Consider the following 13,552-nt stretch of genomic DNA (forward strand, 5'->3'; position numbering starts at 1 on the left):
AACCTGCTCAGCCGCTGGTGATGCCGACGTCGTCGAGCTGGAAGCGCGGCTGCCAGAGCGTGTCGGAGCCGGTCGCGCGGAAGCCGACCTCGACTCTGGAGACGGCCGTGCGACCGGCCCAGCCGGCGAGGTCGAGCGAGACGCGGTTCCAGGCGTCGGCGCTGACCGCGGTGGTGACCGTTCTCGTCTCGCCGCCGGCGCCGGTGACGGTCAGGACCGCCTCGTAGCCGCTGGCGCCGGGCGCGCCGCCGTAGGCGTCGAGCATCACGTGCAGCTCGCTCGCCGCGCTCAGGTCGAGCACTCTCGCCGGCGTGACGGAGACCGACTTCAGCGCGCTCGCCGCGACCGATCTCGCCGTCGCCTCCAGCGCGCCCGCACCCTCGGACGGCTTGCCCGGCCCGTTCGCGAACGACGTCACGCGCGCGAGGCCGCTGACGTTCGCGCCGGCCTGCCAGCCCTCCGTGTCCTGCTCGAAGCCGAACAGGGTTCTGCGCGCCGTCAGCGACAGCGTCGTCGTGCCGCTCGCGCTCGCGCCGCCGCGCGTGCGCGCGGTGACGGTGATCGTGCGTCTGCCGGAGGTCGCGTCGTCGGGCACGACGACGTACGCCTTCAGCGTGTCGGAGACCGGGCGGCCGTCGGAGTCGAGCGCGAAGCGCGTCGTCTTCGGGCTGACCTCCCAATCGGGATCGGAGCTCGAGACCGTCAGGTCACCGGCGAGGTCGGCGCGAGCGACGCCGCTGAGGCCGACCTTGACAGCGACGAGGTCGCCCGGCTCGACGGTCGCGCGCGCGGGCGTGACGGCGAGCCGCAGCTCGTCGCGCGCGCCCGCGCCGATCGCCTCGCCGCGCACGACGTGGCGCCCACGCGTGAGGCCGTCGACGAGGATCCGGTCGCCGGCGCGGCTGACGCCGGCAGCCAGCGCGCGTCTGCCATCCCACACGAGCCGCCCGTCGCGACGCACCTGCACGGTCCGCCCGAAGGTCGGCACGCTCGCGCGGCCGGTCGTGCCGCGCGGCACCGTCAGCTCGATCCGCAGGTCGTCGCCGCGGCGCGTCCAGCTCGTCGCGACCTGACCGTGCGGCGTCGGGACGGCGCCCTCGGCCCAGCTCAGGCCGGCCGGCTGAGGTGCGACGTCGAAGCGCTCGTAGCCGGCCGCGGTCGGGTCGACGCCGAGCACTCTGCGGCTGAGCACGACCGTCGGCCCGCTCGCCCAGCCGTGCGCGAGCGAGGAGAACTGCGACAGGCTCGGGTAGCCGCTCGGCAGCAGGTGCTCGACGAAGGTCGAGCCGGGATCCTGCCGCAGCTGGTGGCCCCAGAAGCGCTTCAGCAGCGCGATCCCGTCCTCGGCCTGGAGGCCGCGCGGGTCGTCGGCGAGGCCGAAGCGCGCCTCCGCCTCGAAGCCGCTCGGGAGCGGCGCGTAGAAGGCCGGCAGCGACGCGTTCGGCTCGTCGGGGCTGACCGTCAGCGAGCCGTAGCGCGACCAGGTGTTGGCGCGCAGGAACGCGAGCGCGCGTGACGCTCTGGCGCCGCTCGCGACGCCGGTCAGGACCGCCGCCGCGTTGCCGTCCTGCGGATGCACCGCCGGCAGCTCACGGCTGAGGCGGTAGGCGCCGGCCTGCTCGTCCCACAGCTGCGCCTCGATCGCTCTCGCGACCTCGTCCGCGCGCGCGGCGTACGTTCTCGCCGCGGCCGTGTCGCCGAGCGCGCCCGCGAGCGTCGCGAGCTGGTCGAGGTTGCGCTTGTAGAGCGCGTTGACGTAGGTCTCGTGGCCGCAGTCGGAGTAGCCGTAGTGGCCGCACGATCTGACGTCGGCGAAGCCGATCAGACCTCTGGGGTCCTGCTGGCGGACGCTCTCCAGCCACGCCGCGGCTCTTCTGAGCGCGGGCCACCACTGCCGCACGAAGGCGCGGTCGCCGGTGTAGCGGTAGTGCTCGGCCATGTTGAAGAGGAACCAGGTGACGTACTCGCCGTAGTTGCGCTGCTCGCCCGCGTTGTGCGGCCCCATCTGCGAGGAGGCCGGCACGAAGCCGTCGTCGAGCTGCTGCTTGGCGAGGTGCACGAGCGAGTTGTCGACCGCCGCCAGGTTCCAGGTCGACAGGTAGGCGACCGGGTTCTGCACGGCGAGGTCGCCCTGCCAGACGAGCCGGTCGCGCTTGCCGCCGTCGTAGATCACCTCGTCGTCGGGACCGAGGTGCGGCAGCTGCCCGTCGGCGTGGTCGCGCTCTCCGTCTCTGTACGGCCACGACTTCGCCGTGCTCGCCTTGTCGGTGTTGACCTGCACGGTGTAGACGCCGGCGTGCCAGATCTTGTTCAGCTCCTCGTCGGAGCTGTTGAACCAGCCGGCCAGCTTCGACGGGTCCCTGCGCGAGGGCTCGGGCGTGTAGTCGACCGTGACGGCGTCGACGTCGAGCGAGCCGGGGCCGTCGAGGAACAGCGTCAGATAGCGGAAGCCGCCGCGCAGCGTTCTGTCGTACGCCTCGCCCGGCAGCGTCGCCGGGATGTCGAGCGTGTGGCTGTCGGCGTCGTAGGTGTAGGCGGTGCCGGGGAAGCCGACCCAGATGTTGGCGGTGTCGCAGCCGGGCGCGAATCTCGCCTGGCCGTCGTTGCGCGTCCCGAGCGCGCGGTAGCGCTTGGACTCGCTGAAGCAGGCGTGCAGTCTCGGCGGGGTCGGCGAGGCGCCGCTGAGCTTCACGCGCACGTGGCCGCCGATCTCCTGACCGAAGTCGAGCGCCAGCAGCGGCGAGGTCGTGCGATCGCCGATGCTGGTCAATCTGACGGCCCGCCCGTCGGCGCGCAGCGCGGCGTTCGCGTCGCCGTCGATCGCGCCGCCGCGCGGGGTCGCCTGCAGGATCGACTCGGCCGCCAGCGAGCGGCCCGACGGCGCCAGCACGTAGTCGCGCCAGGCGCCTCTGCGCGGGCGGTGGTCGTCGGAGCGCCACGGCCCCGACGGGTCGGTCGCGGGCGCGGGGCGGGCCGCATCGGCTGTCCCGCTCCCCACCATCACGACGAGGGCGGCAGCAAGCAGTCCCTTCGCAGGGCGGTTCATCGGATCGCTCCCGTCGTGGTGGTGGAGCCCGTCAGCGTGCGTGGCTCCGCTCCCGGCATTCTCACCGTGTACGTCGTCCCGGGCGGTGCGCTGACGGCGACCGTCAGGCGGCCGTCGCGGGTGCGCTTCCAGGCGACGTCGACGTCGCCCTTCGGCGTCGGCACGCGGCCCTGCGCCCACTGCAGCCCGGCCGGCACGTGCGGCTCGACGACGAACTCCGAGAAGCCGGCGCCGGTCGGCTTGACGCCGAGCACGGTGTTGGTCAGGAAGGTCGTCGGCGCGGCGCCCCAGCCGTGCGAGTACGACGTGTAGGAGCCGAGCTGGGGGCCGCCGGAGAGCGAGATGTTCTCCCAGAACGTGCCGGTCTGATCGCCCTTCAGCATGTGGCCCCAGGTCCGCTTCAGCAGGTCGAGCGCGTCGTCGGTGCGGCCGTTTCCGGCCAGCGCGTCGAGCTCGAAGGTCGAGACGAACGGGCTGATGTAGCGCGGCACCGGGCTGCCCTCGACGTCGACGCTCGGCGAGCCGATCGCCGTCCATCCGCTGCGCAGGAACGACAGCACGCGGTCGGAGCGCTCAGCCGGCGCGACCCCGGCGAGGACGGCGAGCGTGTTGGCGTCCTGCGGGTGCGCGGTCGAGCCCGGCTGCAGGACATAGGCGCCGGTCGCCTCGTCCCACAGCGCGCCGTTGATCGCGGCGGCCGTTCTGTCCGCCTGCGCGCGCCAGTCGGCGGCGAGGTCGCCTCTGCCCTGCTGCTCGGCGACGGTCGCGCCGACGCGCAGCGCGTGCACGAGCAGCGCGTTGTTGTACGTCTCCTTCGTGCCGCCGATGCCGTAGCCCCAGTGGCCGCCGGCCGCGGCCGGCGTCTTGAGCAGGTCGTCGGCGGGATCGACGTTCGCGCGCGCCCAGCCGATCGTCGCGACGAGCTGGTCGAACCATCTGTCGAGGAACGCTCTGTCGGCGGTGTAGCGCCAGTGGTTCTCGTAGTTGATCACCCACCAGAGCGCGTACTCGCCCCAGTTCATCCACCAGCCGTTGCCGTCCTCGAGCGGGATGTAGACGCCGGCCGGCTGCCCCTCGGGGCTCGGTCTGGCCGACAGCCAGTCGAAGGCGAGCTGCGGGCTGAGCGTGTCGTGCGTCGTCAGGTACGCGACCGGGTTGGCGACGACGAGGTCGCCGCCCCAGATGAAGCGGTCGCGCTTCGGCGCGTCGACGATCACCGAGGGGCCGTCGCCGATTCTCGCGTCGTTGTGCGGCGGGCCGGGCTCGGCCGGGTAGCGGCGCCCGGTCTGCGGGTCGATCGTCGACAGCTGAACGGTGTAGGCGCCGGAGTACCAGAAGCGGTTGAGCTGGTCGTCGGAGCTGAGGAACGCGCCGGCGTAGTCGCGCAGGTCTCTCTGCAGCGGCGCCGCCTCGAAGCTGAGCTTCAGGTCCGACAGCTCGACGGCGCCCGGTCCGCTCAGCCACACCATCAGGTAGCGGAAGCCGCCGCGACCGTCGGGCGGGGAGATCGTGCTGGTGCCGGCGGGGACCTTGACCGTCTCGGTCTCGGTCACGACGCCGACCGGGTCGGCCGAGTAGTCCGAGGCGCTCGTCATGAACTGCTTGCTCTCGGAGAAGGCGAAGGAGACCTTCGGCGCGCCGTCGAGCCGCTTGGCGCGGACCGTCACGTCGCCGCCGACCTCCTTGCCGAAGTCGACGATCGCGTATGGGCGGCTCAAGACGTCGCCGCGCAGCGTCGCGCTGCCACGGCCGCCGGCGAGCGCGCGGGCGTTGGTGACGGTGCCGCCGTACGGCGCGGCCGGGTCGCTGCCGCGACGGGATTCGCCGCCGATCGACCAGACCTGCGCGATCCGCGCGCCGGGGCCGGGGTCGTCGGCGTTGCGGAAGGTGAGGCGGAAGCGGTCGCCGCGGCGCTTGTCGAGCGCGGCGCGCGGCAGGTCGATCTCGTAGTGGACGAGGCCGACCTGGCCGCCGTAGGAGCCGCGCTCCCGCGGGTTGGGGCCGCGGTGGTGGACCTTGACGCCGTTGACGAGCACGTCGTACTCGGCCAGCTCGGCGCCGGCCTCCTCGATCCGCAGCCGCACCTGACCGCCGCCGCGCGGGCGCAGCAGCGAGTAGGAGAACTCGGCGAGCGGCTCGCCGGCGCCGGCGCTGCGGACCCAGCTGCCGCCGATCTTGGCGCGTCTGCTGGTCGGGTCGGCGTCGAGCCGGTGCGCGTCCTCCTCGGAGGCGCGCGACGCGGCGGTCACGAAGTCGGCGTTGAGCGCGGTCGCGTCGTCGAGCGCGACCGGGGTCAGCGTGCGCGAGGCCGGCGACAGGTTGTAGCGCTGGGCGGTGTCGAGCGACGGCAGCCCGAGCGCGCGGCCGGGTCCGTCGTCGCGGGGCGGTCTCGCGCTCGCCGGCGCGGCGCCGAATGCGGCGCTCGCGGCCAGCGCGAGCATGCCGACGGCCGCCGCGCGGCGCGCGGCGGTCGGTTTCGGAGCAGCGCTGAGCGCGGCGCCGAGCGGGCCTGGGGACATCTCTCCTCCTGCTGGTTTCGACCCCGCCGCGTGGCACCGCGACGGTCACCGCTGGTCGTTACCCAACCACTGGCGTACAGAAACGCACAGATGCGATCGTGAGTGAACTGTCAGGAAGCGCGCGGCGGCGCCAGTCGCCCCGCGCGCGCGGCCTACGCGCCGGCGATCGCGCGCAGCTCTGCCGGGCGCAGGAGCACGTGCAGCAGGCCCGGGTCGCAGCCGGCGAGGCCGCCCTTCTTCATCTGCGCGACCGCGCCGGTCAGCTCGCGCACCGCGCGCGAGAAGTCGGGCTCATGGCCGACCAGCAGCACCTGCGACCCGCGCCCCGCGGCGAGCGCCTCGGGCTCGAAGCGGCCGCCCTGCAGCACCGGCTCGATCTCGACCTCCACGCCGAGCGCCTCGCAGGCCAGCCGCGCCGTCTCCCGTGCGCGCACGCGCGGGCTCGCCAGGCAGCAGTCGATCTCGACGCCGAGCCGCGCGAGCGCGACGCCGGCCGCGCGCGCCTGCCGCTCGCCCTTCTCGGTCAGCGGCCGCTCCGCGTCAGACTGCCCCGGCTCGGGGTCGTGCGCGTCGCCGTGGCGCAGCAGCCAGATCATGCGCGCAGCCTACCGCCGCGCCGGCGGCCGCGAGGCGGGCGGAGGCGGCCGCCGCGCCCGCCCGTACGCGGCCGCGAGCGCCTCGGCGTCGCCGCCCGCGACGAACTCGCCGACGACCTCCAGCGCCAGATCGCCCGCGTCGCGAAAGCGGACGGCGCGGCTGCCGGTCTCGAGCGGCGTGCCGGTCGCACGCCAGCGCGCGTAAAGGCGCTCCTCGGCGCCCGGCTCGACGCAGTTGACGTAGAGCGCGCCGTAGTAGCCGTGGTCGGCGACCGAGACCAGCGCCAGCCCGCCGGCCGTCGTGAACGTGACCATCCCGTAGTTCATCCGCTCGGCGAAGCCCTGCGGCAGGTGCGCGCGGATCGTCGCCAACAGCGCCTCGGCGGCCGCGCGACGCGGCGGCGGCAGCGCCGCGAGGAACTGCTCGACCGTCTGCGCCGGCTCGCTCACGACGGTCGATCCTACGAAGGTGGGGCGCGCAACGCCGCCAGCTTCGCTCAAGCCCGCGCGGCTCGCGGTCGATCCCCCGGGGAGATGTCGTTCAGACGGATCCTCCCCACGCTTCTCTTCGGCGGTCTGCTCGCCGGCTGGATCATCGCGCTGGTGCTCGTCTTCGGGGCCGTCAAGCGCGACACCGACCAACAGTTCGAGCGCAGTGAGGCCTCGCAGCAGCTGCTCGCCGCGATGCTCGATCAGGAGATCGGCGTGCGCGGCTTCCTCAGCACCTTCGAGGACCCGTACCTGGAGCCGTACACCGACGCCCGCCACCGCTTCGACGCGCTGATCCAGCAGGAGCTGGAGCTGGCCGACAGCGACGAGGCCCGCGACGCGCTGCGACGCCTCGACGTCGCACAGGACAAGTGGGAGGCGCTGGCCGCCGACGACGTCAGATCGCTCACGATCGACGACAGAAGATTCGACGCCGAGCTGAGAACGCGCGAAGGCCCGATCGACGCCTTCCGCGCCGAGCACGCGCGCTACCAGGAGCTGCTCGACCAGCAGAGCGACAAGCGCGCCGACCAGCTGCTGACGCGCGCGCTCGTGATGATCGTGATGATCAGCCTGCTGCTCGGCGGGATCGCTCTGCTGCTGCTGCGCCGCGGTGCGACGAAGGAGCGCCGCTACAACGCCGACCAGGCCGAGTTCGCCGCCGCGATGCAGGCGGCCGGCGACGAGGCCGAGGCCGACGCGCTGCTCAAGCGCCACCTCGAGCGCCAGCTGGAGGGCAGCGAGGTGACGGTGCTGCGCCGCAGCGCGGGCAACGAGCGGCTGGAGTCCGGCACCGCCATCGCGGCCGGCTCGCCGCTGCAGGCGGGTCTGCGCGACGCGCGTCCCCGCGACTGCCTCGCGATCCGCCGCGGCGCGCCGCACGTGCAGCGCGAGCACGAGCCGCTCGTCGCCTGCGAGGTCTGCGGCAGAGCCGGGCCGTCGGCCTGTCGGCCGCTGGTCGTCGGTGACGGCATCATCGGGGCCGTCAACGTGCAGGACGACAGCGGCCGCGCCGCGCGCGGCGAGCGGGTCGTCACCGACAGCCTCGCGCAGGCGGCGCCGATCCTCTCCGGCCTGCGCACGCTCGCGCTCGCGCAGTCGCGCGCGACGACCGACGCGCTGACCGGGCTGCCGAACCGCTGGGCCTTCCAGGACGCGCTCAAGCGGATGCTGGCCCAGGCCGGCCGCAGCCGCCGCCCGCTGGCGCTCGTCGTGCTCGACATCGACCACTTCAAGCAGCTCAACGACACGCACGGCCACGACGCCGGCGACCGCGCGCTGGTCGCCGTCGGCGAGGCGCTGCGCGGCGGCCTGCGCGACAGCGACCTGGCCGCCCGCAGCGGCGGCGAGGAGTTCGCCGTGCTGCTGCCTGACACGCCGATCGAAGGCGCGATGAGGGTCGCCGAGGAGCTGCGCCGCGCGATAGCGGCGATCGAGCTGGACCTCGACGAGACGCGCCTGACCGCCTCCTTCGGCGTCGCCGTGCTCGGCATCCACGCGCTCGAGGCGCACACGCTGATGCAGGCCGCCGACCGCGCGCTCTACGCCGCCAAGCGCGCCGGCCGCGACCGCGTCGAGGTCGCCGAGGCGGCGACGCCCGGCCCGCCGCACCCCCTCGGCGAGCCGGACCTGTCGGCGACCTGACGGCGCCGCTCAGCGCAGCCCGTTGCGCGTCGCGACCGCGATCGCTCTGAGCGGGTCGTCGCTGATGACGCCGTCGACGCCGAGGTCGATCGCGCGCTGCAGCACCGCCGGGTCGTCGAGCGTGTAGGGGACGACCTGCAGCCCCTGCTCGTGGAGGCCCGCCACGTCGGGTCCGTGGAAGTACGCCGGGTCGGTGCGGACGTACCAGTCGTCGCTCGGAGCGGCGACCTGCGCCGGGTCGTGCACCTGCCAGTTGGCGGAGACGACGCCGGCGCCGGCGCGGCGCACGAGCTTGCCGAGGTCCTGCTCGCGCCACCAGTCGAAGCCGGCGGTCCACGGGCTCTTCACGCTCGGCTCGCCGTAGAGCGCCTGCAGCGAGCACTCGTCGGCGAGCGTGACGCACTCGGCCGGCCCGTACTGCCACACGAGCGCGACCGTCTGCACGCGGCGGTCGAGCTTGCGCGCCGCGACGATCGTGCGCCAGTCGAACGACTGCACCGTCGCGCGCTTCAGCAGCCGCGCGCGCTTCAGCTCACCGACCAGCAGCCGCGCGTGCTCGCCCGGGTCCGCGCCCTCCAGCGGCGCCAGCGGCGAGAGCTTCGTCTCGACGTTGAGGCGGATGTCGTCGCGGTCGCTGGAGAGCACCAGCCCGAGCACCTCGCGCAGCGTCGGGATCCGCTCGCCCGGCGCCGCCTCCTGGGCGGGCAGCGACGGCGGCGTCGTGCTGCCGCAGTCGAGCGTCCGCACCTGCGCCAGCGTCAGCTCGCGGATCGCTCTGCCGACGTAGGGGAACTGGCGGTCGCCCTCGCGCACCGGCGCGGTGTCCGCGCAGTGCGAGCCGTTGACGGTGCGGTCGTGCGAGACGACGAGCGCGCCGTCGCGCGTGACGACGGTGTCCAGCTCCAGCGTCGAGATGCCCGGCTGCTCGAGCGCCCAGCGGAACGCGGCGAGCGTGTTCTCCGGCCGGTGGGCGCGGCCGCCGCGGTGCGCCTGCACGTCGAACGGCGCGGGCGTGACGGCGGGCAGCCGCAGCCGCTCGCCGCGCATCACCTCGCGCAGCCGGTCGGGGTAGTCGGTGATGATGCCGTCGACGCCGTCGTCGATCAGCTTGCGCATCGTCGCCGGGTCGTCGACCGTCCACGGCACGACCTTCAGCCCGAGGCGGTGGGCGTCGCGCACCAGCGCGGCGGTCGTGAACGGCGTGTAGCCGGGATCGCTCACTCTGCCGTTCTGCTGGTAGGCGTGGACCGGCGAGATCGCGTCGGGCCGGAAGCTCGCGGCGGCGCGCACGAGATCGCCGTCGTAGTCGGCCGGATCGAGGTCGAACCAGGTTCTGTAGTTCGCTCTCTCAGAGCCGTCGAGCCGTCTCCACGGCTCCATCAGCGCGACCGTCGGGATCCGCGGCTCGACCTCGTGCATCCGCTTCAGCGTCGCCCACGCGAAGCTCTGGTGGCTGACGCGGCCAAGCAGCCCCGTTCTGCGCGTCTCGCGCGCGAGCGCCTGCACGAACTGCTCCAGCGGCGCGGTCTCCGTCGTGCCGGCCTCGTACTTCGTCTCGACGTTGAGCCTGACCGGCGCGTCGTAGCGCTTGACGAGCGCGAAGACCTCGGCGAGCGTCGGGACCCGCGCGCCGGGGACGGTCTCCTGAGCGGGATGGTCGGCGAGCCGTCTGGAGCCGCAGTCGAGCGTCTTGACCTGCGCGAGCGTCAGGTCCTTGACCCAGTCACCGACGTACGGATAGTCGGGGTCGCCGTCCGTCGCCGGCGCCGTGTCCTGGCACTTGGCGCCCTGCACTCTGCGGTCATGCGAGACGACCGCGACGCCGTCGCGCGTGATCTGGATGTCCAGCTCCAGCGTCGTCACGCCCAGTCTCATGGCGTTGCCGAAGCTGGCGAGCGTCGACTCCGAGCGCAGCCCGAGCCCGCCGCGGTGGGCTTGCAGGTCGAACGACTGGCGCGGGGCGGCGATCGCGGCGGCGGTCGGCAGCGCAGCGGTCAGCGCGGCCGCGGCGAGCGCCGCGCGCAGCAGGTGGGACGGCATCTGGCTCCTTGGTCGGGAGAGCGGTGGGACGAGCGGCGCGCAAGCTAGCCGCGTCGCGGCGGCCGGTTGTGAAGCAGCGGTGACGCGTCAGCATGGGCACGTGCGAGGTTTCACGGGCGTCCGTTCTCGCCGCGGTTACGTAGGGACGAGCAGGCCCCGGCAGCAAATCGCCACGCCAAATCCCGGAGGGGACACCATGCAGCGACGTACATGGATCGCGACGAGCGGCGCGCTGCTCGCGACGCTGGCCGGCGCCGCGCCGGCCGCCGCCGAGCCGGCCGCCGGCGTGACGCCCGGCAACGCGCTCGTGACCTTCGACACCGCCAGACCCGGCAGCTTCACGAGCATCCGGCCGATCGCGGGCCTGCAGCCGGGCGAGTACGTCAGCGGAATCGACTTCCGCTTCGTGCCGCTCGCCGGCGCGCCCGCCGACGCCTCGACGCTGTACGCGATCGGCGTCGTCCACGGCGCCGCCGACGACACGCTGCGGACGTACCGGATCGACACCGGCACAGGCCAGGCGACGCAGGTCGGCTCCCCGCTGACCGGGATCACGTCGACCGGCGACCTCGCGCTGCCCGCCGCCTACGGCGTCGACTTCAACCACACCGTCGACCGCATCCGCGTCGTCAACACGGCGAACGAGAACCTGCGCATCAACCCGAACAACGGCGCCCGCGGCGACGCGCCGATCAACGACACCGACCTGACGCCGGGCTTCGCGGTCGCGGCGGCCGGCTACGACCGCGTCGACGGCGACGCCACGACCGGCACGACGCTGTTCGGCCTCGCGCACGCGACCTCATCGCTCGTGACGATCGGCGGCGTCAACTCGACGCCGTCGCCGAACCTCGGCCAGCTCTTCGCGGTCGGCGCGCTCGGGATCACCAGCGGCGACCCGTTCGCGCTCAACCTCGACGTCTCCCCCGGCGGCACCGCCTACGCGACCGCGCGCCCGGGCACGGCCGCCGACAGTCTCTACACCGTCGCATCGGCGACCGGCGCGGCGACGCTCGTCGGCCAGCTCGCGCTGCCGCTGCACGCCTTCGCCGTGCTGCCGACGACCACGGCGCAGTTCTCCACCGCCGCGGCGACGGTCACCGAGGGCGCCGGCACGACGCTGACGGTGACGCGCAGCGGCCCCGCCAACGGCAGTGCGAGCGTCCGCTACGCGACCGCCGACGGCAGCGCGACGAGCGCCGACTACGTGCCGGCCGGCGGGGTGCTGACGTTCGCGCCCGGCGAGACGAGCAAGACGATCGCGCTCGCGACCAAGCAGGACTCCGCCGATGAGCCGAACGCGACCTTCACCGTCGCGCTGTCGGAGGCGGCCGCGCCGCTGACGCTCGGCGCGCCGGCAAGCGCGACCGTCACGATCGCCGACGACGACGCGCCCCCGGCGGCGACCCCCGCGCCCGATCGCAGAGCGCCGCGCGCGACCCTGTCGGCGCCCGGCAGAGTGACGCTGGCCGCCTTCCTCAAGCGCGGCATCAGAGTCAGCGCGCGTGTCGACGAGCGCGCCTCGCTCGCGTTCGCGCTGGAAGCCGCGCCGCGCAGCGCCCGCCTCGCCGCCGCGTACCGCCTGACGCTCGCCGGTCGCAGATTCGGCGCCTCGACGGCGACCCGCAGCACGACGCTGAAGCCGGTCCGCAAGCTCGTCGGCACTCCGCGCCGCGCCTTCAAGGTGCGCGTGCGCGTGACGGCGACCGACGCCGCCGGCAACTCACGCACGAGCACGCGGCTGGTGACCGTCACCGTGCCGCGCCGCTGAACCACCGTCTCCCCCACGAGCCCGCGGCCGTCCACCCCCTGCGGTCGCGGGCTCACCTCATTCCCCACCTGACCGCTCGAACCTCTTCGACCGGCGTCCAAACAGCGTGAGGGGAGGTTCGTCCCGTTGGCGATACCGGCGGCTCCGTGGCACCGGCAACCTGTCTGGCATGCTCACGCCGCAGCCGACCGACATGACGCTCGCCGACGGACCGGTGCTGCTGACCGGCGCGACCGGGTTCCTCGGAATGGAACTGCTCGCGCGCTACCTCGAACGCGGGCAGCGCACCGTCTACGCGCTCGTGCGCGCCGCCGACGACGCCGAGGCTGCCGCGCGGCTGCGCGCCGCCGTGCACGACGTGCTGCCCGACGCGGAACGCTATGACGACCGTCTTAGAGCGATCCGCGCCGACCTCGCCGAGCCCGGCCTCGGCCTGACCGCGGCGCAGCGCGACACGCTCGCCGAGCAGGTCGTCGAGATCGTCCACTCGGCCGCCTCGGTCGAGTTCACGCTGCCGCTGGAGGAGGCGCGCACGATCAACGTCGAGGGCACGCGCAACATGCTGGAGCTCGCGCTGCTGGCGCAGCGGCGCGGCGGCCTGCGGCGCTTCTCGCACGTCTCGACCGCCTACGTCGCCGGCACCCACAGAGGGGTCTTCGGCGAGGACGACCTCGACCTCGGCCAGGACCACCGCAACACGTACGAGCGGACGAAGTGGGAGGCCGAGAAGCTCGTGCGAGAGCACGCCGGCCGGCTGCCGCTGCAGGTCTTTCGCCCGAGCATCGTCGTCGGCGAGCGCGACTCCGGCTGGACCCCCGCCTTCAACGTCATCTACGCGCCGCTGAAGGCGTTCGCGAAGGGCGCCACGACGCCGGTGATGCCGGCCCGCCGCGCCTCGCCGGTCGACGTCGTGCCGGTCGACTACGTCGCCGACGCGATCTACGCGCTGGCCGGCGGCGGCGTCGAGGGCGAGCCCGGCCGCACCTACAGCCTCGCGGCCGGTCCGCAGGCGAGCAGCGTCGGCGAGCTGATCGACATGTCTGCCGACACGTTCGAGCGCAGCCGTCCGTACGCGCTGCCGCCCGCGCTCTACCAGCGCACCGTTCACCAGGCGCTGCTGCGGCGCAGCAGCGGCGCCAGACGCCGCTGGCTGGAGCGCAGCACCGTCTTCTATCCGTACTTCGCGCTGCGGGCGCGTTACGACACGACGCGCGCGCGGAGCACGCTCGCGCACGAAGGGATCGAGGTGACGCCGTTGCAGGACTACTTCGACAGACTCGTCGGCTATGCCGTCACGGCGCAGTGGGGCCGCCGGCCGCTGACACGCGTCGAAGCGGCGGCGCAGGCGCGCCGTCGTCAACCGCGGGTGATCGTGCCGGCCGCGCCGGTGCTCGCGCCGGCCGCGTCGTCGACCGCCGCCGCGGCCGCGACCGCCGCGGCGACGGCC

General features: G+C 73.9%; 8 protein-coding genes. 3 read left to right on the plus strand and 5 right to left on the minus strand.

The window, feature by feature from the left end; genetic code table 11:
- Positions 1-7: 7 nt before the first annotated feature.
- The 4 genes from R7226_RS10755 to R7226_RS10770 form a co-directional block, all read right to left on the minus strand.
- Entirely contained in the window at positions 8-3,046 is a 3,039-nt protein-coding gene (locus R7226_RS10755; RefSeq protein WP_318597139.1) for an alpha-L-rhamnosidase-related protein, read from the minus strand.
- Entirely contained in the window at positions 3,043-5,565 is a 2,523-nt protein-coding gene (locus R7226_RS10760) for an alpha-L-rhamnosidase C-terminal domain-containing protein (RefSeq protein WP_318597140.1), read from the minus strand. The genes R7226_RS10755 and R7226_RS10760 overlap by 4 nt, the downstream gene beginning before the upstream one ends.
- 152 nt (positions 5,566-5,717) lie before the next feature.
- Positions 5,718-6,161 carry a SixA phosphatase family protein gene (locus R7226_RS10765; RefSeq protein WP_318597141.1) on the minus strand — a complete coding sequence of 148 codons (444 nt, stop codon included), beginning with the start codon at positions 6,159-6,161 and terminating at the stop codon, positions 5,718-5,720.
- A 9-nt stretch (positions 6,162-6,170) separates the two neighbouring features.
- Positions 6,171-6,611 (minus strand): DUF1801 domain-containing protein, encoded by a 441-nt coding sequence (locus R7226_RS10770; protein WP_318597143.1) that lies wholly within the window; start codon positions 6,609-6,611, stop codon positions 6,171-6,173.
- An 84-nt stretch (positions 6,612-6,695) separates the two neighbouring features.
- On the opposite strand from R7226_RS10770, the gene R7226_RS10775 reads away from it, so the two are divergent.
- Positions 6,696-8,294 carry a diguanylate cyclase gene (locus tag R7226_RS10775; protein WP_318597144.1) on the plus strand — a complete coding sequence of 533 codons (1,599 nt, stop codon included), beginning with the start codon at positions 6,696-6,698 and terminating at the stop codon, positions 8,292-8,294.
- Between the two features lie 9 nt (positions 8,295-8,303).
- On the opposite strand, the gene R7226_RS10780 is transcribed toward R7226_RS10775, so the two are convergent.
- Positions 8,304-10,334, minus strand: coding sequence for a glycerophosphodiester phosphodiesterase family protein (locus R7226_RS10780; protein ID WP_318597145.1), 2,031 nt, complete (start codon positions 10,332-10,334; stop codon positions 8,304-8,306).
- Between the two features lie 196 nt (positions 10,335-10,530).
- Between R7226_RS10780 and R7226_RS10785 the strand changes: the two genes are divergently transcribed.
- Together R7226_RS10785 and R7226_RS10790 are read left to right on the plus strand one after the other, a co-directional pair.
- Positions 10,531-12,105, plus strand: a complete 1,575-nt coding sequence (locus R7226_RS10785; protein ID WP_318597146.1) for a DUF4394 domain-containing protein — start codon at positions 10,531-10,533, stop codon at positions 12,103-12,105.
- Between the two features lie 169 nt (positions 12,106-12,274).
- Positions 12,275-13,552: SDR family oxidoreductase (locus R7226_RS10790; RefSeq protein ID WP_318597147.1), on the plus strand; the 1,278-nt coding region annotated here is incomplete at its 3' end.

This window comes from Conexibacter stalactiti (genome assembly GCF_033542075.1).
GTDB classification, from domain to species: Bacteria; Actinomycetota; Thermoleophilia; order Solirubrobacterales; family Solirubrobacteraceae; genus Conexibacter; species Conexibacter stalactiti.

Coding starts and splice junctions, on each gene's coding strand:
- R7226_RS10755 (WP_318597139.1), bottom strand. CDS start 3,046: ATGAACCGCCCTGCGAAGGGACTGCTTGCTGCCGCCCTCGTCGTGATG.
- R7226_RS10760 (WP_318597140.1), bottom strand. CDS start 5,565: ATGTCCCCAGGCCCGCTCGGCGCCGCGCTCAGCGCTGCTCCGAAACCG.
- R7226_RS10765 (WP_318597141.1), bottom strand. CDS start 6,161: ATGATCTGGCTGCTGCGCCACGGCGACGCGCACGACCCCGAGCCGGGG.
- R7226_RS10775 (WP_318597144.1), top strand. CDS start 6,696: ATGTCGTTCAGACGGATCCTCCCCACGCTTCTCTTCGGCGGTCTGCTC.
- R7226_RS10780 (WP_318597145.1), bottom strand. CDS start 10,334: ATGCCGTCCCACCTGCTGCGCGCGGCGCTCGCCGCGGCCGCGCTGACC.
- R7226_RS10785 (WP_318597146.1), top strand. CDS start 10,531: ATGCAGCGACGTACATGGATCGCGACGAGCGGCGCGCTGCTCGCGACG.